Origin of the sequence: Paenarthrobacter sp. Z7-10 (assembly GCF_026932795.1) — a bacterium.
Taxonomy (GTDB): Bacteria; Actinomycetota; Actinomycetes; order Actinomycetales; family Micrococcaceae; genus Arthrobacter_M.
In genome coordinates, this window is the sequence record NZ_JADPVH010000011.1 from 1 (window position 1) to 19,393 (window position 19,393).

Annotated in this window: 24 protein-coding genes; 12 read left to right on the forward strand and 12 right to left on the reverse strand. The window is 63.2% G+C overall.

What is annotated here, in order from left to right:
- Positions 1 to 535 precede the first annotated feature (535 nt).
- From IV498_RS05025 to IV498_RS05035, 3 genes are all read left to right on the forward strand, one after another.
- A complete protein-coding gene (locus tag IV498_RS05025; protein WP_269045471.1) occupies positions 536 to 748 on the forward strand; it encodes a hypothetical protein in 213 nt (70 codons plus the stop codon).
- 112 nt (positions 749 to 860) lie between these two features.
- Positions 861 to 1,106: a type II toxin-antitoxin system Phd/YefM family antitoxin gene (locus IV498_RS05030; protein ID WP_269045472.1), complete on the forward strand. Its 246-nt coding sequence runs from the start codon at positions 861 to 863 to the stop codon at positions 1,104 to 1,106.
- Positions 1,103 to 1,357 carry a Txe/YoeB family addiction module toxin gene (locus IV498_RS05035; protein ID WP_269045473.1) on the forward strand — a complete coding sequence of 85 codons (255 nt, stop codon included), beginning with the start codon at positions 1,103 to 1,105 and terminating at the stop codon, positions 1,355 to 1,357. The genes IV498_RS05030 and IV498_RS05035 overlap by 4 nt, the downstream gene beginning before the upstream one ends.
- A 145-nt stretch (positions 1,358 to 1,502) precedes the next feature.
- Here the strand turns inward: IV498_RS05035 and IV498_RS05040 are convergent, their stop codons facing one another.
- The 3 genes from IV498_RS05040 to IV498_RS05050 form a co-directional block, all read right to left on the reverse strand.
- A complete protein-coding gene (locus tag IV498_RS05040; RefSeq protein ID WP_269045474.1) occupies positions 1,503 to 1,703 on the reverse strand; it encodes a hypothetical protein in 201 nt (66 codons plus the stop codon).
- A 333-nt stretch (positions 1,704 to 2,036) separates the two neighbouring features.
- Positions 2,037 to 2,270, reverse strand: a complete 234-nt coding sequence (locus IV498_RS05045; protein WP_269045475.1) for a hypothetical protein — start codon at positions 2,268 to 2,270, stop codon at positions 2,037 to 2,039.
- A gap of 376 nt (positions 2,271 to 2,646) precedes the next feature.
- Positions 2,647 to 3,720, reverse strand: coding sequence for a DNA polymerase IV (locus IV498_RS05050; protein WP_442951288.1), 1,074 nt, complete (start codon positions 3,718 to 3,720; stop codon positions 2,647 to 2,649).
- A gap of 346 nt (positions 3,721 to 4,066) precedes the next feature.
- On the opposite strand from IV498_RS05050, the gene IV498_RS05055 reads away from it, so the two are divergent.
- Entirely contained in the window at positions 4,067 to 4,753 is a 687-nt protein-coding gene (locus tag IV498_RS05055) for a DNA alkylation repair protein (protein ID WP_269045476.1), read from the forward strand.
- Positions 4,754 to 4,888: 135 nt separating this feature from the next.
- Here IV498_RS05055 and IV498_RS05060 read toward each other — a convergent pair whose 3' ends face one another.
- Positions 4,889 to 5,470 carry a GNAT family N-acetyltransferase gene (locus IV498_RS05060; protein WP_269045477.1) on the reverse strand — a complete coding sequence of 194 codons (582 nt, stop codon included), beginning with the start codon at positions 5,468 to 5,470 and terminating at the stop codon, positions 4,889 to 4,891.
- 155 nt (positions 5,471 to 5,625) lie between these two features.
- On the opposite strand from IV498_RS05060, the gene IV498_RS05065 reads away from it, so the two are divergent.
- Complete coding sequence (locus IV498_RS05065; RefSeq protein WP_269045478.1) at positions 5,626 to 6,312, forward strand: haloacid dehalogenase type II; 687 nt, start codon at positions 5,626 to 5,628, stop codon at positions 6,310 to 6,312.
- A 151-nt stretch (positions 6,313 to 6,463) separates the two neighbouring features.
- On the opposite strand, the gene IV498_RS05070 is transcribed toward IV498_RS05065, so the two are convergent.
- The 5 genes from IV498_RS05070 to IV498_RS05090 are packed head-to-tail and all read right to left on the reverse strand — an operon-like array spanning position 6,464 to position 8,298.
- Positions 6,464 to 6,793, reverse strand: a complete 330-nt coding sequence (locus IV498_RS05070) for a YciI family protein (RefSeq protein ID WP_269045479.1) — start codon at positions 6,791 to 6,793, stop codon at positions 6,464 to 6,466.
- Positions 6,794 to 6,809: 16 nt separating this feature from the next.
- Positions 6,810 to 7,280 carry an SRPBCC family protein gene (locus IV498_RS05075; RefSeq protein WP_269045480.1) on the reverse strand — a complete coding sequence of 157 codons (471 nt, stop codon included), beginning with the start codon at positions 7,278 to 7,280 and terminating at the stop codon, positions 6,810 to 6,812.
- Between the two features lie 19 nt (positions 7,281 to 7,299).
- Positions 7,300 to 7,806, reverse strand: coding sequence for a TIGR03086 family metal-binding protein (locus IV498_RS05080; RefSeq protein ID WP_269045481.1), 507 nt, complete (start codon positions 7,804 to 7,806; stop codon positions 7,300 to 7,302).
- Entirely contained in the window at positions 7,778 to 7,981 is a 204-nt protein-coding gene (locus tag IV498_RS05085) for a hypothetical protein (protein WP_269045482.1), read from the reverse strand. The genes IV498_RS05080 and IV498_RS05085 overlap by 29 nt, the downstream gene beginning before the upstream one ends.
- On the reverse strand, positions 7,981 to 8,298 hold the full coding sequence (locus IV498_RS05090) for an ArsR/SmtB family transcription factor (protein WP_269045483.1): 318 nt from the start codon (positions 8,296 to 8,298) through the stop codon (positions 7,981 to 7,983). Before IV498_RS05090 ends, IV498_RS05085 begins: the two co-directional genes overlap by 1 nt.
- A gap of 126 nt (positions 8,299 to 8,424) precedes the next feature.
- Here IV498_RS05090 and IV498_RS05095 point away from each other — a divergent pair, with 126 nt between their 5' ends.
- From IV498_RS05095 to IV498_RS05125, 7 genes are all read left to right on the forward strand, one after another.
- Positions 8,425 to 9,339 carry a 5'-3' exonuclease gene (locus IV498_RS05095; protein ID WP_442951295.1) on the forward strand — a complete coding sequence of 305 codons (915 nt, stop codon included), beginning with the start codon at positions 8,425 to 8,427 and terminating at the stop codon, positions 9,337 to 9,339.
- A gap of 256 nt (positions 9,340 to 9,595) precedes the next feature.
- Entirely contained in the window at positions 9,596 to 10,888 is a 1,293-nt protein-coding gene (locus IV498_RS05100; RefSeq protein WP_269045485.1) for a CAP domain-containing protein, read from the forward strand.
- 110 nt (positions 10,889 to 10,998) lie between these two features.
- Positions 10,999 to 12,306: a YncE family protein gene (locus IV498_RS05105; RefSeq protein WP_269045486.1), complete on the forward strand. Its 1,308-nt coding sequence runs from the start codon at positions 10,999 to 11,001 to the stop codon at positions 12,304 to 12,306.
- Between the two features lie 10 nt (positions 12,307 to 12,316).
- The gene (locus IV498_RS05110; protein WP_269045487.1) at positions 12,317 to 13,363 is read left to right on the forward strand and encodes a kelch repeat-containing protein; all 1,047 of its coding nucleotides are present in this window, start codon (positions 12,317 to 12,319) and stop codon (positions 13,361 to 13,363) included.
- A 41-nt stretch (positions 13,364 to 13,404) separates the two neighbouring features.
- Complete coding sequence (locus IV498_RS05115) at positions 13,405 to 14,097, forward strand: maleylpyruvate isomerase N-terminal domain-containing protein (protein WP_269045488.1); 693 nt, start codon at positions 13,405 to 13,407, stop codon at positions 14,095 to 14,097.
- A 200-nt stretch (positions 14,098 to 14,297) separates the two neighbouring features.
- The gene (locus tag IV498_RS05120; protein WP_269045489.1) at positions 14,298 to 15,578 is read left to right on the forward strand and encodes a serine/threonine-protein kinase; all 1,281 of its coding nucleotides are present in this window, start codon (positions 14,298 to 14,300) and stop codon (positions 15,576 to 15,578) included.
- Entirely contained in the window at positions 15,575 to 16,318 is a 744-nt protein-coding gene (locus IV498_RS05125; RefSeq protein WP_269045490.1) for a hypothetical protein, read from the forward strand. Before IV498_RS05120 ends, IV498_RS05125 begins: the two co-directional genes overlap by 4 nt.
- Positions 16,319 to 16,833: 515 nt before the next feature.
- Here IV498_RS05125 and IV498_RS05130 read toward each other — a convergent pair.
- Genes IV498_RS05130 through IV498_RS05140 form a run of 3 tightly spaced genes read right to left on the reverse strand, consistent with a single transcriptional unit; the run spans position 16,834 to position 19,384 of the window.
- Positions 16,834 to 17,514 carry a prepilin peptidase gene (locus IV498_RS05130; RefSeq protein WP_269045491.1) on the reverse strand — a complete coding sequence of 227 codons (681 nt, stop codon included), beginning with the start codon at positions 17,512 to 17,514 and terminating at the stop codon, positions 16,834 to 16,836.
- Between the two features lie 46 nt (positions 17,515 to 17,560).
- Positions 17,561 to 18,442, reverse strand: a complete 882-nt coding sequence (locus IV498_RS05135) for a type II secretion system F family protein (RefSeq protein ID WP_269045492.1) — start codon at positions 18,440 to 18,442, stop codon at positions 17,561 to 17,563.
- Between the two features lie 15 nt (positions 18,443 to 18,457).
- Positions 18,458 to 19,384 (reverse strand): type II secretion system F family protein, encoded by a 927-nt coding sequence (locus tag IV498_RS05140; RefSeq protein WP_269045493.1) that lies wholly within the window; start codon positions 19,382 to 19,384, stop codon positions 18,458 to 18,460.
- Between the last annotated feature and the right edge of the window lie 9 nt (positions 19,385 to 19,393).

Here is a 19,393-nt window from a genome sequence, read left to right on the forward strand (position 1 = left end):
ATGAAGGTTTGGAGCATCTGGCGCAGCAGATCCGGGGAGGCCTGCTCGAGCTGCTCGGACAGGAAACGGGTCGGATCGATAGAATAAGGTGCGGTCATCGCGGAGTTCTCCTTCAGGAAAGACATTGGACTGTCATTTCCAAGGATCAGGCGGTGACCGCCTCTACGCTATCGCAACACGCCCATCAGGGCCGGTTACACCACGGTAGTGGACGCTACCTCTACGAACTCATCTTTTACTCATCCCAAATAATAATAAGCGATGATATTTTGTCCCTTGTTATGTAGCTACATTCCTCAGTGATCACGTTGGGGTGGGCCCCTTTCGGGCACAGCAGACAAGTACATTTTCGTCTAAATCCTAAACAGGGGGTCGCCGGTTCGAATCCGGCAGGAGGCTCCACAAACTCCCTCTGGCCTGCGGAAACGTAGCTCAGGAGGGACAAACATGTCGTCGGCGGGGGCTCGGACCGAATTACATCAGGTTCCCCTGCGGTAGAGAAATGGGGGGCCCTTAGCCGCCGGAGCGCAGGCTGATGACCAGAGCACGCATCCCGGCAGGTGGGTTTGGCCGCATCGATGTCTCGAAGGCTGTGGATGCCGAGGGTAGACATCGTGCCTGGGCCACCGTCCGGAAGTACGACATCCAAACGCGAACGCTGACCGTCTTCGCGGCCACCAAGGCAAAGGCCCAAAACCGGCTCAAGACCAAAATAGAGGAGTGGCAGAGTCATGGCGGCTCCCTCTGAGCGATCCGACCGTAGAGACCCTTATGAACGGCTGGCTCGCTGTCCCAATGGAAGGTTCGGCGGATCGAAGGCGGGTAGTGGTACGATACGTCGTACCAAATAAGGAGTCACCGTGGCAATCACCGCCTCAAAAGCCAGGGCCGAGCTGTTCCCGCTCATCGAGCAGGTCAACGCCGATCACACGGCCATCGAAATTGTGTCCAAGAAGGGCAGCGCCGTTCTGATGTCGCTGGCCGATTTCGAGGCCCTTGAGGAAACGGCCTACCTTCTGCGGACCCCCGCCAACGCAGCCCACCTGCTGGAAAGCATCGCCCAGCACCGGGCCGGAACAGCAGTCATGCGAGAACTGGCTGAATGAATATCCTCTTCACCTACAGGGCGGGGGAGGACTACATGTATTGGACTGGCACCGACAAGGCGATGGTTAGACGTATTAGCCTGTTGATCAAAGACTGCCAACGAGACGCCTTCGCGGGCATTGGCAAGCCAGAAGCCCTCAAGCATCAGCTCTCCGGATATTGCTCACGGCGAATCACTGATGAGCACCGACTCGTTTATACCGTCGAACCGGGCCGGCTCGTCATTATTGCGGCCCGCCACCACTATTAGCTGGGCCGGGAGTTCCAGAACGTCGGGGAAGAAGGCAATACGGGCACCCCGGGGTTCATGACGCCGGGCAGGTTGCAGGCGTTCTGGGGCTCGGTCACTGCGCTGCGGAGACGGCCGTAATCAGTGGTGATGGTGTCCAACGGTGCTAGCCACCCTTCTCCGCCCGTGCGCGTGCCGACGTCAGATACGACCACCCTGCACCTTCTGAGGTGAAGCCCGCAGCGAGCAGTTCCGGATGGGCCGCGGCTGAGACGAGCTTGAGGATTCCGCGTTCAGCTGCGGCGACGATGCCGTACTCGATCAGAATGGAAAGTACTTTCTGACGACGAGGTAGCACTTCAGGCACGTCTATATCCACGATGGTGGCGGTTCTGCTGCCAGGATCGCCAGTAATCAGCATCTGTCCCAGCGCACGTACTGTGCGCTCGACGACAGCCTGGCCCCAGATAACGGTGCGCCCCGAAGATAGCGCGTCTATCCCCGCAGATGTTGACAGATCGGCTTCACGTAGGCGCCCGAGGTCTCCAGGGTCACGGACCGGGGTGCAGACGCAAGCCCGCTCCGCTTCGCCTGAAGGCGGGGAGAGCCAAATAACACTGCCATCGAAGTCTCGCTTGGCGCGGTAAAGAAACCCCGTCTGCATCTCCTCCAAAAAGGTGACTCGAATGGCATATTGTGCTCACTCTTCAACGGTGGCGGGGGCCCATTCCGCCCAAGAGCGATGGGCCGTGTTATCCGGCAGATCGAAGCGAACACCGAGGGGATCGGGGTACTCGTTCCAGTTAAAGATGAGCTCGATCTGCCCATCATGCAACTCAACGGAACGAACGCCGAAACGATCCGGCTCCACGGCAATCTTCATCGCACGACGTGCGCTCTCGAGCAGGATGCCCGGATCAAGCGGATCGCCCATCACAAGTCACTCCATCTGGATGTGTGGTGTCGGGAAGTCAACTTCCCGACACCGATCAAAAGTAGTCGGCATTTGCGGCGTTTTTACCCCAATCAGGGAAAAGCGTCATGCCTTTGCGCTACGTAGTGCTAGTTCCTTTTCTGCAGCGCGTCGCCGCGCGGTCTTACCGATTGAGGTGGCGCCGATTTACTCCCTCGCGCCTGGCTTGGCTTCGAGGATGCCGGGTAGGACGCGCCCGGTGGGATTGGCAAAGCTTGCTGCGAATTTTCACGATTCAAGATGGAATTCGACGCGGCATTTCATGAAACGAACGCTTTGGACGACCCACAGCGCATGTCGGACCTCGCAGGAGACGACGTATCAGGGAGCGACGCCGTCACCATCCACCGCGCGTTGGCGTATGTCCCTTCCGGGCATCGTCGGGCATTGTCATTTCGGCCCGCAGGCCCAGGAGCCGGATTGGACGGCCCGCGTCGATTTCGGCTGCGAGGTTCAAGGCCAGCGCGAGGATTTCGTTCCGGTCGAATGTCTCTGGAATCTTCCTCGCGTGGGTCTTGGTGAAGAACGGCGCGTACCTAACCTTGAGAGTCAGCCCAACCACGGGCCGTCCTTCGGCCACAACATCCTCAAGGACACGCGCCGTCAGCTCCCTCAATGCGTCGTCCACCTGGGCAGGCTCCGTCAGGTCACGCTGGAAGGTGGTCTCCCGGCTATGCCCGCGGGGAACCCACGGGGTGTCGTCCACATCGCTGGCGCCGTCCCCGCGTCCGAGCTCCGCGTACCAAGGACCCATCTTGGGGCCGAACTCCGGGACCAGGTCTTGAGGGTCGGATGCGGCGAGCTCGGCGACTGTATTAATGCCGAGTTTGGCCAGCCGGCCCGACACTTTGGTTCCGACGCCCCACAGGTCCTTCGTGGGCCGAGCGCCCATGACGTCGAGCCAGTTCCCGGCAGTGAGACGGAAGACGCCTGCCGGCTTGCCGAAACCGGTAGCGACTTTAGCGCGGACCAGGGTGTCTCCGATGCCCACGCTGCAATGCAGCCGGGTTCGCTCCAGGACAGCGGCCTGCACCTGCCGGGCGTAGGCTTCCGGATTCTCTGTCTCGGTGCCCATAAAGGCTTCGTCCCAACCCAGCACCTGCACGGTGGCGCCGGGCTGCGCGCGCAGGGTAGCCATCACGGTTTCGGACGCCGCGAGGTAAGCCTCCTGATCGACGGGCAGGATCACAGCGTCCGGAACTTTCCGGGCCGCGACGCGTAAGGGCATTCCGGAACCCACGCCGAACGCCCTGGCTTCGTAGGACGCCGTCGACACCACGGTTCGTTCGGTGGGGTCGCCCCGACCGCCGACGATGATTGGCTTGCCCGCAAGCTCGGGCCGCCGGAGCACTTCGACCGCCGCGATGAACTGGTCGAGATCGACGTGCAGCACCCACAGGATTCCGCTCACGCCACCAGTCTGCCCTAAACATCCCTGGTAAGCATCGGCTCTCCACCGAGCTTGGTGCTGAGTCCGCGGCCTCCGGACCTTCTTTGAATTCCAGCGCCGTCGACGACCTGCACCGCAACTGTGCCGAGTGCGGCGCGGAGTTCTCGGCGGCAGCCATTCGCGACGGACCAGTGCATTCGTGGACATTTCGCGGAGGCACAATAGTGCACGGACACCGTTGCAAACGTTGAATTTCACCGGCGCGGTACGGGAGGACGCCTGGCAGGTGCCTACAGGCGCAAGTCCCTTAATCGGCTGGGCTTTCTTACTGGGCTGATTCTCCATACATTATGGAGAGGAGGGCGAGATGGCCGGAATGACTATGACCAATACAACGGTGGCTGAAGTGATGGCCGAGTTGGCCGCGCTGGAGGATCCGAAAGCGCGGGCGGTGAATGAGAAACACGGTGACGCCCACGGTGTGAATCTTGGCAAACTGCGGGCGGTCGCGAAGCGGTTGAAGACGCAGCAGGAACTCGCGCGACAGCTCTGGGCAACGGGTGATACCGCGGCAAGGCTTGTGGCGCTCCTGATCTGCCGTCCGAAGGAATTTGGGCGTGACGAGCTGGACCAAATGATGCGCGAGGCGCGAATGCCGAAGGTGAACGACTGGTTCGTGAATTATGTCGTGAAACAGAGCCCGCACGCCGAGCAGCTGCGCGGTGCCTGGTTCGCCGATCCGGACCCATTCGTTGCCAGCGCGGGTTGGGCGCTGACCAGCGAACGCGTGGTGAAGAATCCTGTGGGCCTGGACCTTTCACAATTGCTCGACACCATTGAGGCGCAGATGAAGGAGGCCCCGGATCGCCTGCAGTGGGCCATGAACCATTGTCTGGCCCAGATCGGCATCGAGTTTCCCGAGCAACGCGCCCGTGCCATCCGTATCGGTGAGCGCTTGGAAGTGCTCAAGGATTACCCGACACCGCCGAATTGCACCTCCCCCTTCGCGCCCATATGGATCACCGAGATCGTACGCCGGAAACAGGAAAAATAGGACCGATTTCGATTGTGCTGTTGTCGTCACGGCGCTCTTCCAACGCTCAACTGAGCCAACTCTGCAAGCGAACGGCCACGGACTCTCCAAGCGCGACCGCAGCCGCGGCGTCGGATTTGGCGGTCAGGGGAGTCCCTATGGCTGCGGGTGCCGGCGGCGGTGAGCGCGCCATTCCTCGTCCAGAATCGCGTAGATGTCCAGATCGGCCCATGAACCTTTGAACATCTCGCTGCTGCGGTGATGCGCTTCATGGCGCATGCCCAGACGCGTGACGAGGCGTGCCGAGGCGGCGTTGCGGCTGTCCATTCGTGCGGTGACTCGGCGCAGACCGAGATCATCGAAGGCTAGATCCAGCACCGCGGCACAGGCTTCCGCGGCGTACCCCCGATGTGCCGCGGTTGGGTTGAAGACATAGCCGATCTCACCGCCTGCGTGCCGTACCGAGTGAAAGAACAGTACGACGTCTCCTATCAGGGTGGCCGTATCTGCCAGCTCTACTCCCAGGGTCAGCGACTGGCCCTCCCCGGTGATTTCCCTGCGGCCCAGGTCACTGGCCAGCCGGGCAGCTATGGTCGACTCGTCCATCGGTTCGAAGGGCAGGTACCGGCACACTTCCGCCTCGCCGCGGTAGGCCAGCAGGGCTGTGGTGTCGTTGGCGGTCAGTGGCCGCAGCTGCAGCCGCGGGGTGCTGACAGGGTAGTTCGGTCGAAGGTCCACTCCGCAATTATTCCAGATCGGGTTAGTGCTCAGACGCGGTGCAGGGCTGGCGCCCGCGGCACCACTGGACCGCGGTATGGCAGAATCGCAAGCATCCGGCGGAACGACCGGCGTGCGCTGGATTCCACTGGATCCACCTAACCGCAAGGAGAAGCATGAACAAGCAACCCGACGTCGTCGTCTTCGACGTCAACGAGACTCTTTCGGATATGTCGCCCATGGGGAACAGATTTGCAGAGACAGGTGTGCCTGCAAGCCTTGCTAAGCTTTGGTTCGCCACCTTGCTGCGGGATGGATTCGCTCTCACCGCGGCCGGGGACAACAGCCGGTTCGCCGATGTTGGGGCGGAGGTGCTGCGTGGACTCCTCGGTGGCCTGAAGCTGGACATGGAGCCGGACCAGGCAGTGGAACACATCATGGCGGGTATGGGAGGCCTGGGCCTGCACCCGGACGTGGTGCCGGGCGTGCGCTCGCTCAGAAGCGCCGGATACCGGTTGGTCACCCTGACCAACGGGTCCACCACAGTTGCTGAAAACCTGTTCGGTCCGGCTGGTATCCGGGACGAGTTCGACCTCTTGCTTTCAGTCGAGGATGCTCCCGCCTGGAAACCGGCCAAGGCATCCTACGGGTACGCCTCGGAGGCTTGTGGCGTGGCCCCGGAGCAGATGATGCTGGTCGCGGTCCACCCCTGGGACATCCACGGTGCCGCGCGGGCCGGCTTAGGCACCGCATGGATCAACCGGAACGGGAGTGCCTATCCGGCCTACTTCAACGCCCCGGACTACACCGTGGAATCACTCGAGGAACTTGCCGCAGCGTTGTCGGGCCCAAGCAGGCATTAATGACCTCGTTGGCTGACTTGAGCACCTTTTAGAGGTCGGTCCGCTGAGCGACTTCGGCCTGCATCATGCGGAGTAGTCCGTTGCGCCTCGCCGGCGCTGGAAGGGTCTGCCGCTGCGGTGGCAACGGCAGACCCTTCCGATGCGGAGGCAACTACATGTTCATGTCGATGAGTTCGAAGATCTTCAAACTGAACTTGCCATGGCCGTCCGAGAGGAACGGGTGGCCTTCTGTAAGTGCCTTGGCGGCGTCCAGGTTTTCGGCTTCAATGATGGTGTATCCCTGCAGATCCGAGGCGTCGGCGGTAGTTCCATCGTCGACGACGGCGGTGCGGGCTCCGAACGGAGCTCCGCCGTCGGCGAGGGCGGGGCCGACCTTGCCCATCCAGGTTTCCCGCGCCGCCGTCTGCTCCGCGGATTGCTCCTCGGTGAATTCATCCATTGGTGTGGCCGGACCCCTGTAAATGTAAATGAACTTGCTCATGATGATTTCCCTTCAATTAATCGGTGCTGGGCTGTGGCTGAGAGCGTTGGTTGCTGGTGGACTCCAGGATTTTTTTGAGGGCCTCGAGGTCTTTGCGCATCGCCCGGCGCATCATCGGGGACATGAAGACCCCGGCGACGGCGGAGAATCCCGAAGGCTCGCCTCTGTTCTGCAGGGACATCCGCGTCGATCCGCCCCCATCCGTCCAGGTATAAGTGGTCTGCATCGGGAACGGTCCCTGGCTGGTACGCATGACGAGCTTCTCGTGGCGAACCAGTTCCGTGAACTCATAGACGTAATTCAGCCCCCGGCCCAGGAAATGGGCCGTGAAGGCTACCTGGGACCCAACCGCGAGCGGACGGGGTGTGTGCCAGGTAGCTGAGCGAATGTTCGCATACCAATGCGGTGCATTGTCGGGGTCGCTGGCGTAGTCCGCCACCATCGACCGCGGTGCGTGGATGAGGAGGTTCGTTTCGACGTTCACCATGGTGTTTCCTCCGATCCGGTTAATGTACCGCGACCCAGCGGCCGGTGAAAGCGACCAGTCGGTCCAGGCTCGCAGCCGATTCGTCGACAAGGGTTTCTTCGGCGAAGCTGTTCCCGCGCATCTGCGGGCTGATGGTCTTGCGGGCCAGTTGCAGGACGTAATCAGAGAGGACGGGGGAGACCTCAAGTTGCGCGCCGGTGGCCACGGAGAAGTCCCAGGCGTGGACCAGGAATTCAAGGTTCAGGATATTGGCGACCATGGTGGCCGGCAGTTCCGCGAACCCCATGTCCAAAGTTCCTTCCAGGCCGCGGGCCTGGAAGGTTTCGAGGGTTGGTTGGGCGGCGTCTGCGATCCGGACCTCGGGTGCGTCTTCCCGATGATCTGGAACCGTGATGCCGAGCGCACGTCCAGGGTCGCCTCGGCGCTCACCAGCGCAGTGAGGGGATCGGGGGCAGCGGCCCAGTCGTCGGCTCCCGCGTCGCTGCTTGTTGTGAATGTCACCAGGCGGTCGAGGTAATGGTTCCATCCTTCGGTGTGCCCGATGGCCTCTTCGTCGCTGAGTCCCTCATGGACGAGACGGACGGCGGTCCCGCCCTCAACGCCGCGACGGTCTGCCAACGCCGCAGCCGCTCCGGTTCGGTGATCAGGGCAAAAGCGGCGTCCGGGTCGACCGGAAGAAAGACAGACTTTTCAATGGGCATCAGAGTTCTCCTTGGGCTGTTTGGTGCAGGGTGGTGGCGTCCGCGACGAGCAGATCCAGTTCGGCCGTCCAGAAGGACTCCAGCGATCCGCGAAGTCTGGACATTCCCCAGGCGTTGAGGCTGTAGAACCGGTTGCGGCCTTCTTTGCGCGCCTGTACCAGACCAACATCGGCCAGCAGGAGCAGGTGCTGCGAGATTGCCGAACGGCTGACGGGAAAATTACGCGTTAAGTCTGTGACGCTCCGTTCGCCGCTGGCGAGGAGCTGGAGCAGTCGGCGCCTGTTCGGTTCGGCCGCCGTTTCGAGGAGATCAGCCACATGTAATACGTTAGTGCACACTAACGGATTATGGCAAGCATCTGGATCGAAGCGCCATTGTTGAGGCCTCACAGCCGCCGGAACGAAGATTGTCGTGCCAGAATCAGTGGTGTGACCGGACGATTGATGCTCCTCGACACCGCTTCGCTGTACTTTCGTGCCTTCCACGGGCTGCCCGACACGATACGGGCGCCGGACGGCCAGCCGGTCAACGCCGTACGCGGGCTGCTGGATATGATCGCCCGGTTGATTACGGATTTTCAACCGACCGAGCTGGTGGCGTGCTGGGATGACAATTGGCGCCCACATTGGCGGGTGGCGCTGCTGCCCGCCTATAAGGCGCACCGTCTGGCAGCGGTGGTCCCCGGTGGCAACGATGTGGAGCAGACGCCCGAACTCCTTGACGCGCAGATTCCGATTATCCGCGAGGTGCTCGGGGCATTGGGCATAGCGGTCCTCGGGGCGCAGGACCACGAGGCCGACGACGTCATCGGCACGTTGGCGACGCGGGCGCGGACTCCCGTCGATGTCATCACCGGGGACCGCGACCTGTTCCAGCTCGTCGACGACGAATCTGCCGTTCGGGTGGTTTACACAGCCCGCGGAATGAGCAAGCTTGAGCTGGTCACCGACGCCGTGGTCGTGGCGAAGTACAAGATCGCTCCGAGCCTATATGCGGACTTCGCGGTTCTGCGCGGCGATCCGTCGGATGGGATCCCCGGCGTACCCGGCGTGGGGGAGAAGACCGCCGCGGGCTTGTTGGCTGAATTCGGTAATCTCGATGGCATCATCCGGGCCGCCGCGGATCCGGAGATACCGCTGTCAGCTTCGGTGCGGTCGAAGATCAAGGCCTCTGCGGCCTATCTCAAGGTGGCCCCGCGTGTTGTCAGGGTTGTCCGCGACCTTGACCTCCCGGACGTGGAGACGAAGATCCGTCCGCTCGACGGGCCCCGCGTGGAGGCGTTGGACTCGCTGTCCACGAAGTGGGGCCTTGGTGGTTCCATGCAGCGGGCGGTGCGTGCGATGGGGCAGGCGTACTGAGCCTGGATAAGACTAAGCCCGGGATAAATGCGACACGGTCCGCAGCTTTCCGGCCGTTTTACCAAACCTCTGCTAGAAAGTTTGCCCCGTTTGCTAACGAATGCGCGTTAGGTGCCGTTATTGGATAGTGGCGCCGTCCTGCACGAATGAGGCAATCAGAATTCAGCCTTGAATTCATGCTCAACCACGCCGTTGGTCGTTCTGCGGCCATCAGCGTGGTTGTGACCGCGGTGTTCCCGATAAACAGTTTGGTCTCATGAAAAAAATCGCCCCCCGGGCTTCCATCCTGCCCGGAATAATTGCCCTTGCGCTCGCCTTTGTCTCGCTGTCCGCCGGGGCGGCCACCGCCGTCGAACGACCTCCTGCCGCCAATTCGGTGACGGCTGACCTGCAGCCGGAGGCCTCGCCAGTGCTGCCTGTGACACCCAAACCGTCCCCGGACCTCGTACTGCCCGGCGGCGGCGTGGGGCCGCCCATCGGGCCCGCCGGAATACCTTCCCCGACGGATTCGACGCAATCCGATTCGACGCAATCCGCGTCCAGCACCACTTACGCCCACAAGGTCTATGCCCTGATGAACGCACAGCGGCGGGCTGCCGGTGTGCCGCTGCTGCGCTGGAACGAGGGCGTTGCCGAGGTTGCTCAGGCTTGGGCCAATCATCTGGGAGTTGCGACTAAAAGTGCTGCCTTCGACTGGGGGAAGATTCACCGCACCGACGGCGGAGGCGCCGAAATTCCAGACGGTGCCACCTGGTACGGGGAAATCATTGCCTTCAACTTCTCCGAGGCGAACATCGTGAACTGGTGGATGGGCTCACCATCGCACAAAGCGGCCATGTTGGATGCGAGGGAGAGCGACACCGGCGTCGGTGTGGTGGTCCCCACCAGCGGCCCGTATAAGGGCTGGCATCTGGTGGTCGCGAATTTGGCGGGATATCCGAAGCCTCCTGCGCCTGCAGCCAAACCTGCGCCGCCGGTGTCACCCTTCAAGGATCTGGTGGCTGGACAGATGTTCCTCAAAGAGATGAACTGGATGGCCAGCCGGAAGATCTCCACCGGCTTTGTCGCGGCGAATGGCACCAAAACGTACCATCCGCTGGAGCGCATCAAGCGTGACGCGATGGCGGCGTTCCTCTACCGGCTGGCAGGCTCTCCCGCCTACACGGCGCCCAAAACTTCGCCGTTCGCCGACGTCAAAAGGGGTCAGCAGTTCTACAAGGAAATCTGCTGGCTGGCCAGCAAAAAGATCTCCACCGGGTATGCCGGGCCGCACCGGACGAAGATCTTCCGGCCGCTGCAGGTGGTGAACCGTGATGCGATGGCGGCTTTCATGTACCGACTCGCGGGCTCACCTTCCTATAAGGCGCCGACAAGGTCCGGCTTCACGGATGTGAAGAAGGCCCAAATGTTCTACAAGGAAATTTCCTGGCTGGCTGCGAAAGGCATTTCCACCGGTTGGACCGCGACGCATGGCAGCAGGACATTCCGTTCCGTTCAGGGCGTCAACCGGGACGCGATGGCTGCCTTTATGTACCGCTGGGCTCATTAGCCGGCAAATTTTGCTGCCCCGCTTCTTCACTCCGTGCGCGTGAATTGCCGCTAGCATCGAGTTGTGTTCAGGATCACGTTCTCGGCGCGATACTGGTGGGAGGAACGTACGTGAAAAACGACGATGCGGCGCTGTCCCGACGGCGGCTCCTTGGCCTGGGTGCGGGAGCCTTGGTTTCGGGAGCGCTGGCAGGCTGTGATACGTCGACGACGGCGAGGGGCGCGGCCACCGGAGCGTCGTCATCCCCGCTGGTCTCGGCATCGGGGACGACGAGTGGCCCCACCGCCCACGTGACGGACAGCCAGTCCGCGGGGGTGACGGACGGGACCACCGAGGGCCCCTCGGCGGGCGCCACCGCGTCCCCTACTCCGGCAGTGCAGGGGCTGGCCGGGATGCCTGCCGTGACGGATCCGCACAATGTGTATTCGCAGGCGGGAGCCAACATGCTCCTGAGCTCGGTTCGGGCTGATAAACCGCTGGTCTATGTGCCACACAATATTTCCGGAGACGTGTCGGTGATCGATCCGCATACTTTCACCGTGATCGCGACTTACCACGCAGGCCTGGAAATCCAGCATGTGGTTCCCTCCTGGGACATGCGCACCCTGTATGCCACGGATGACCTTGGCGACCAACTGCTGCCCTTCGATCCACGTACCGGCAAGCCGGGGAAGCCGATCCCGGCCATGGCGCCGTACAACCTGTATTTCACACCCAACGGCCGATCCGCCATCGTGGTGGCCGAGGCACTGCGTCAACTCTTCTGGTACGACCCGCACACCTGGAAGCAGCAGGACGTGACATCCCTTCCCGGCTGCGCCGGGATTGACCACGCGGATTTCTCCGCCGACGGCCGCACCGCCGTCTTCACCGCCGAGTTTGCCGGCCGCGTCGCCGTCGTCGACGTTGCCTCGCACAAGCTCCTGCGCACCATTGACATGCCGCACCGCAATACCCATATGGGGCCGCAGGACATCAAGCTCGCCCCGGATGGCTCGGCTTATTTCATCGCGGACTCGGACGAAGGTGGGCTGTGGGTCCTCGATCACGCCGCCACCAAGGTGGTGCGGTTCATCCCGACGGGTAAAGGTGCGCACGGCCTGTACCTCTCCCGCGACGCCAAAAAGCTGTACGTCTCCAACCGGCTGGAGGGAAGCATCAGCGTCCTCGATGCTTACACCGGCGCCAAAGTGACCAAGTGGAAAATTCCCGGTGGCGGCAGTCCGGACATGGGCAACGTCACCGCCGACGGCGCGCACCTCTGGTTATCCGGCCGGTACGACGGCGTCGTCTACGTCATTTCGACGCGCGACGGTTCGGTGACTCACACGATCCCGGTGGGCGCCCAGCCACACGGCCTGTGCGTGTGGCCCCAGCCCGGCCGGTACAGCCTCGGCCACACTGGCATTACCCGCTAGGGTCTCCACCGTGCTGATTCGCTTGGGGCGCCTGGCCGTGACGGGAATCACCGCTGCCTTGGTGCTTAGTGCCTGCACCGGCGCACCCGGGACTCCCGCATCCGCTGCCAAAAGTCAGGCGGCCGGCAGCCCGGCTGCGTCGCCGCCACCGGAGTTCTCCACGCCACCGATTCCGACAGAAACTCCACGTCCCGCGTCGACGACTTTTTCCGCCACCTTGGCGCAGTGGCGACTGCCCACCCCGGTCACTCGAGCCGTTGGCCTGTCCAGCGGGGCCAATCTGCTGCTCATCGGCGGACTCTTCGACTCCGGCATCTCCTCGGCAGCCATTACGGACATCAATCCCGCGACCGGGCAGAATCGGCCGCTGGGCATCCTCGCGCGTGGTGTTCACGATGCCGGGGGAGCCCATCTCGGAGGCCGCTATTTTATCTTTGGGGGAGGTGGCGCTTCCGTTCTGGACGCGGTGCAGAGCTTTCTGCCGGGCGAGACCCGGGCAGCGGTGGTGAGTCGGCTCCCGCAGCTGCGTGCTGACTTGTCCGTGGCCGCCAGTGGTCAAGGGGGACCCGCATATCTCGTTGGCGGGTTCGACGGCACCCACCCTAGCCCGGCGGTGCTGCGCACCACTGACGGGACAACATTCACAACCCTCGCACGGCTGGCGCAGCCCGTCCGGTACGCGGCTGCCGCTGCCCTGGGACAGCAACTCTGGGTGTTCGGCGGCACGGTTGGCGCCACGCCGACCGATGTCATCCAACGGGTGGACACACGCACCGGGGCCGCGGCCGTCGTCGGGCACCTTCCCGTTGCGCTGAACGAAGCCGCCGCCGTCGTTGTGGGCGGCACGATCCTGGTGCTGGGCGGCGTGGTTGATGGGCAGCCCAGTTCGGCCATCTGGCGCCTGGACCCCGCGACCGGGCATGTCATCCGGGCAGGAACTCTTCCGGAGGCCGTGGCGATGCCGGCCGCCGTCGTGGTTGACGGTGTGGCGTACTTGTTGGGCGGCGAGAACCCTGCAGCGCTGGCAACGGTGATCGAGATTCGACCCACCAACTGATCCCGCTGCTCCTGCCGGGCCGGCGGGTGCAGAATGGACCCATGATTGACCTGGCCGCGGCGAAAGCAACTTACCGGTCGGCAGCTCTCGTCTTCGCCGATCTTGTCGCTCGGATTCCGGCCGACGATTGGGAGGAACCAGGCCTGGGCGAGTGGGACCTGCGCGCGCTCGTGGGGCACACCAGCCGGGCACTCAGCACTGTGATCAACTATCTGCAGCGGCCGGCAGCGAACGAGGCAGCTTCGAGCCCTGAGCAGTATTTCGCCAGGGCTAAACAGACCGCCTCGGCAGCGAGTCCGGAAGTCAATGCGGTAGCCGACGGGGCAGCCAATCCAGGCGCCGGCGGGATGGCCATGCCGGACGCCTACGCGGTTGCCGTGGCCGAGCGGGGTCGGCAAGCGGGTCGGCAATTAGGTGCCGAGCCCGCCACTGCGGTTCGCGTCCTCGTCGACCACGCGCTGGAGTCCGTGGATACTTCGCCCGATGTCCTGATTGAAACCGCGGCCGGTGGTATGTATCTGCGCAATTATCTTCCGACTCGGACCTTTGAGCTCGCAGTTCACAGCCTCGACATCGCAGCTGCGGCGGGAGTGGCGGCCGCGTTACCCGCTGATGTCCTGTTGGAGGCAACGGCGCTCGCGGGCCGGATCGCCGTTGAACTGGGCTGCGGACTGGAGGTTCTCACTGCGTTGACCGGCAGGACGGGTCTTCCGGAGGGCTTCACAGTCGTGTGACTGTCTTCGTTCCTGCCCGTGTGCGACTGTCTTGGTTCCTGCCCGGACCTTGGTCCCGTGCCCACGGCATCTAAGTAACAGTTGATGCACTCAAAAGGCCGAATGAGTGCATCAGCTGCTACCTACTTGGGGCAGGCTGCCAGCTGGAGATGCTTCCCGTCGTATATTCTTGCGGGGTGACGACAAAAGGAAGCGGGCTTATGAATGGGCACCCCGCGGCTGATACCAGTGTGACGCTTCTTGCTGGCCGCTACCGGCTCGGACAGGTCATTGGACGTGGTGGCTCCGCTGCTGTCTATAGGGCCACCGACGAGAGCCTTGGCAGGGAGGTGGCTCTGAAGCTTTTTCCACCCGGAGTGCCTGACACCGAGGAACTTCGCCGTTACGAAGGCGAAATTCAGGTCCTGGCACAGTTCAACCACCCGAGCCTTGTGACGCTCTACGATGCCGGAATGGATAGCCCATCCGACGGTGAACCGCGGACCTTCCTGACTATGGAACTGATCGATGGACAGGACTTGGGCCGCCGTCTGCGGCAGGGGCCTCTGCCAGCTGTTGACACGGCCGGGGTCGGCGCTGACCTGGCCGCTGCGCTGCACTATGTCCATTCCCGCGGCGTGATCCACCGGGATGTTAAGCCGGCCAACATTTTGCTGGCGGCAGATCACTCCGGTGTATTCGTCCGGCCAAAGTTGGCGGACTTCGGTATTGCGAGAATCATCGAGGGTACCAGGCTCACTGTCACCGGCGCCACGGTGGGCACCGCCGGCTATCTGAGCCCTGAACAGGCTACTGGCTCCGCGGTGGGGCCCGCCAGCGACATCTATTCGCTGGGGCTGGTGCTGCTGGAATGCCTGACGGGCCAGACCGAATACCCGGGCAGCGCTGTCGAGGCGGCCGTAGCCCGGCTGCATCGTTCGCCCCGGGTCCCACCAGATCTGGGACCGGAATGGGTCAGCCTGCTTTCGGCGATGACAGCTATGGAACCCCAGGATCGGCCGCCTGCTGCGGACGTCAGCGCTGGCTTGCGGGAGGCTTTCACGGCTCACCTGCAAACGTCGACCAGTAATGCGGCTGATACGACTGAGGTACTGCCTGCACCCCTGGGGCGCGCGCCACGGCCAGGCACAGCCGATGCGTCAACCCGGAAGTTCTTGCTCGCGGAGTCCGGGCATGGAGGGGGCGAACCCGTATCGGCCCAGCGCGGACGGGGCGAGTGTGGACGGGCCCAAGCTGGGCGCGGAGAAGATGGACGGGCCGAGTCAGGACGCGAGCCAGGGCCAGGTCCGTTCCGATCGTTTATGCAACGCCGGGCGGTGTGGCTGTCCGCCCTGGCCATCGTTGTGCTGATGCTCGCAGTATTAACTGCAGGATTCCTGCAACATTCGGTGCCCCAGTTCCCGCCGCCGCCGTCCTACCCCACGGTGCCGGGAAATTTGGGGACCCACCTTAGCGAGCTGGAAAGCAGTGTTGCCCCATGATCCGCGCACCCATCCGCTGGTGGCCTCAACTCGGAGCCGGAGCAGCCGCCATCGTCCTTTTGGCAGGCTGCACGGCGGCACCCGCTGACTTCAACCCAGAAACGGCTCGGCAGCTGCAGACCCAGGTGCTGGCGGTCAGCGAGGCAGCCGTCAAACACGACTTGCCGGCGGCTGCGGCTTTGTTGGACCAGCTTGACGCAGAACTTGAGGCGGCGGCGGCCGGCGGCGGCGTCACCCTTGCCCGTTATCGGAGCATCAAAAGGGCCATCGAGCTGGTCCGAACAGATTTGGGAGCTGAGCGCACCCCAATTGCGGTACCAAGCACTGCCGCGCCCACTGGTGCACCGGGCCTGTCCGCACCAACCACTGCCCCCAGCCCGACCGTCGTCGTCCGGTTTCCTGCGCCGGCAACGATTGCGCAAGTTCCGCGCTCAGCCCCTGCTTTGAACGTACCCAGCCAAGTGCCCGTTCCTGTCCCGTACTCCGTTCCAATCCCGTTACCAACGCCGTCGACCAACGTAGGCAACCAAGTCTCCAACGCTCCCGGGACCAGCAACAGTCAGGTCACCGCCAAAAGCAAAAGCAAGGACGCCGGTAAGGGTGCGGCCCCGGGGAACAGCAAAGACACTGGCAACAGCAAGGGTAGCGGCAACAGCGGGGGCACTGGCAACAGCAAGGGCAGTGGCAACAGCAAGGGTAGCGGCAATGGCGGCGGCCAAGGCAACGACAAGGGTAAATGAGGCACCAAGAGGCTGGCCGGTGACTCGTAACGTCCGGCCGCCTGGCTGCGCTGGATGTTCAGTAGTTCGAATGAACCTTTCCGTCAACTCTTGAGGAAACCTTGAGCTTCTAAGAGGGCAATCTTGAGGTTCCTTGTGCAGAATAGATAACGTCAGCGGTCCGAGAGACACCGCTGACCCTCACGGACACGATCATCGATGTAGTGGTTTCGTGGCGCAGAACCCGGGCTTGCCCGGTGAAGATCCCCGGCCTGAGACTGGGAGTTTTCGACAAGCAGCATCCCGGTTTGTCCGGTGAAGGCGTCCCCCGGCCTGAGACACCCGGGGACGCCTTCTGCTTTTCCAGCACAGAATTTTTGGTTGACCACGACGATGACGCCGACGACGGGAACTGGCTCCCGCACGACGCGGTCAATGGTCGAGCGGCCCGCCTCGCCTCCCCAGTTCTGTGATGGCGGATCGGGTGGGCAGCCGGACTGTGAGCGGAGTGTGAGGGCCTTCGGCTGCTGGGGGAATCATGTCCACAGCAGGGCGACGATGGCCCCGACGAACATCGAGGGTCCGAAGGGGATGGCGCTCTTGCGGCTTCCGCGGCGGCTTGCGAGCAGCACCAGGCCGGCAGCGGCACCGATAAGGAAGCCGAGGAAGGCACCTTCGGCCAGGGCCCGCCAACCGTGGAATGCGAGAAACAGTCCCAGCGGGGCCGCCAGCTTCACGTCCCCCATCCCCAGGCCCCGGGGATTGATGATCGCCAGCACCAGGTACAGCACGAAGAGGAGCACGGCTCCCAGCACGGCCCGGAGCAGTGAAGCGAACTGGCCTTCGGCGGCGGCGGCGGCAATGAGCAGAACGCTGCCAAGGACAACTGCACGCAGCAAGATCGGATTGGGCAACAGGCGGTGGCGCAGATCGATGGCCGACAATTCGACTCCGATGGCTGCAAAAAACAGGTACGCCGGCAGGTGCCAGCTGAGCCCGAAGCGCCAGGCCAGGACTAGAAAGAGCGCAGCCGTGACGAACTCCAGCACCAACGGCGGTACCCTGACCGTTACCGCAGCGCCTGCGCTGTCCGTTGCTGGAGGCCGGTAGCAGCCCACCGCCCGGCGTACCCACCATCCGGCCATCAGCCCGATGACCGCCGCGCTCACGAGCAGCAGTACTGATGGAGCCGGCCAGGGTGCAGCTTGCAGGGTCACGTCTTTCCTGCCGTCCCGAAGCCCGTTTGTTGTGACGTTGCGGCGATCATTTGTTCAGGGTATCGATAATGCCGATGGCGGCCGGGCCAAGCAGCACTATGAACAGCACCGGAAGAATGCAGAACATCAGCGGGAACAGCACCTTGACGGGAATCTCCATCGCCTTTTCTTCGGCTCGTTGCCGGCGCTTGAGCCGCATCTCGGCCGCCTGCGTGCGCAATACTCCCGAGATGGAAATGCCGTAGAGGTCTGCCTGGATGATGGAGCGGACGAACCTGCGCAGGTCCACCACCGTGGTCCGGTCGGCGAGGTCCATATACGCTTCGCGCCGGGAGCGGCCCACCTGCATGTCCTGCAGGGTGCGCACCAGTTCCTGCGCCAGGGCGCCCTTGCCGTTGTAGGCCGCGCGTGCCATGGCCGCTTCGAATCCCAGCCCCGCCTCCACCGCGATGGTCATTTGATCCAGTGTGTCGGGCAGCGCCAGCGCGATGGCGGTCTGCCGCTCCGTTCCCTTGCTGTAGAGGAGCAGATCGGGAACAAAATAGGCCACAATCACCAATAGGGATGCCAGCAGCAGGCGCACGGCACCGGGATCACCGGAGACAAAAAGAAATCCCAGCACCAGCCCGGTACCGGCGAGGAGCACCTTTGCGGACAGCAGCCGTTTCATCGGCCAGGCTGGCGGGCGGCCGGCGCGGACCAACAGCCGGTCCAGCCGCGCAACGAACCGGCCCGGTGTGAATCGTCGGGCCAGCGCGGACAGCCGCTGGCCTCTCTCCGCATCCGCAGCCGCAGGAGGAATCAGCCCCCGGGACAGGTTCTGCTCGGCCACCTTGTTCTGATAAAGGCGGGGTGTCAGGGCGGCCCAGCCAATCAGGGGTACGACTAGGGCGACGGCGATGGTGGCCAGCAGAACGGCAAGCGGCACAGGAATCCTTATCTCCTAGAACTTGAAACTGATGACTTTGCGCAGCCACAGGCCGCCAGCCAGGAAAAGAAGCGCCGCGGCCACCAGCATGGCGTACCCGATGGGACTCTGGAAGAGCTGAGTAATATAGCCGGGGCTGATCAGGGCAAGAAAGCCGCCGAGGCCGATCGGCAGGACCATCAGGACCAGGGCCGAGATGCGGCCCTCCGCACTGAGCGCTTTGATCTGCCGGCGGATCTGATTGCGCTCGCGGATGGTTTGGCCCACCTGATCCAGCACCTCGGCCAGATTGCCGCCCACTTCGCGGTGAATGGCGATGGCCTGGGCCACCCAGAGAAAGTCCTCGCTTTGCATCCGCGCCGCGGCGGCGTCCAAGGACTCGCCCACGTCGCGGCCCAGTCGCGTTTCATTGATGATGCGCGCAAATTCCTCTGAGGTAGGAGCCTCGGCCTCGGTGGAGAGGGCGTCAATGGCCCGCAGCAGGCTGTGTCCGGCGCGCAGTCCGCTGGCCATCAGCTGGAGCGAATCGTCCAGCTGATCGCTGAAAGCGGCCCGGCGGCGTCCGGCCAGGAAACCAAGGACGAACTTGGCGGCAAAGGCAGCGACCAAGGCCAGGACGATGGCCGCGAACGGGCCGGCGATGGCCAGGGCGAAACCTGACAGCACCACGGTGGGTGCAGCCACGATGATAATGAATTCAGCGGGACGGACCCTCAGCCCGGCCGCCTCCAGGGCCGCACCCAACGCCGGCGCTCCGCGGAGCTGGAGCAGTATTGCCTCGATGAGCTTCGTCGTTGTGGCAGTAATACCGGCGAGCCTGGACCTCTGATCCACAGCCGGTCCGGTGCGGTTAAGGGAAACCTTTGGATGTGGCGGGAAAATGGCCAGGACCGCGGCAGCCAAGGCCGCGCAGCACAGCAGCAGGCCGGCTAGCAATGCCATAGCTTAACT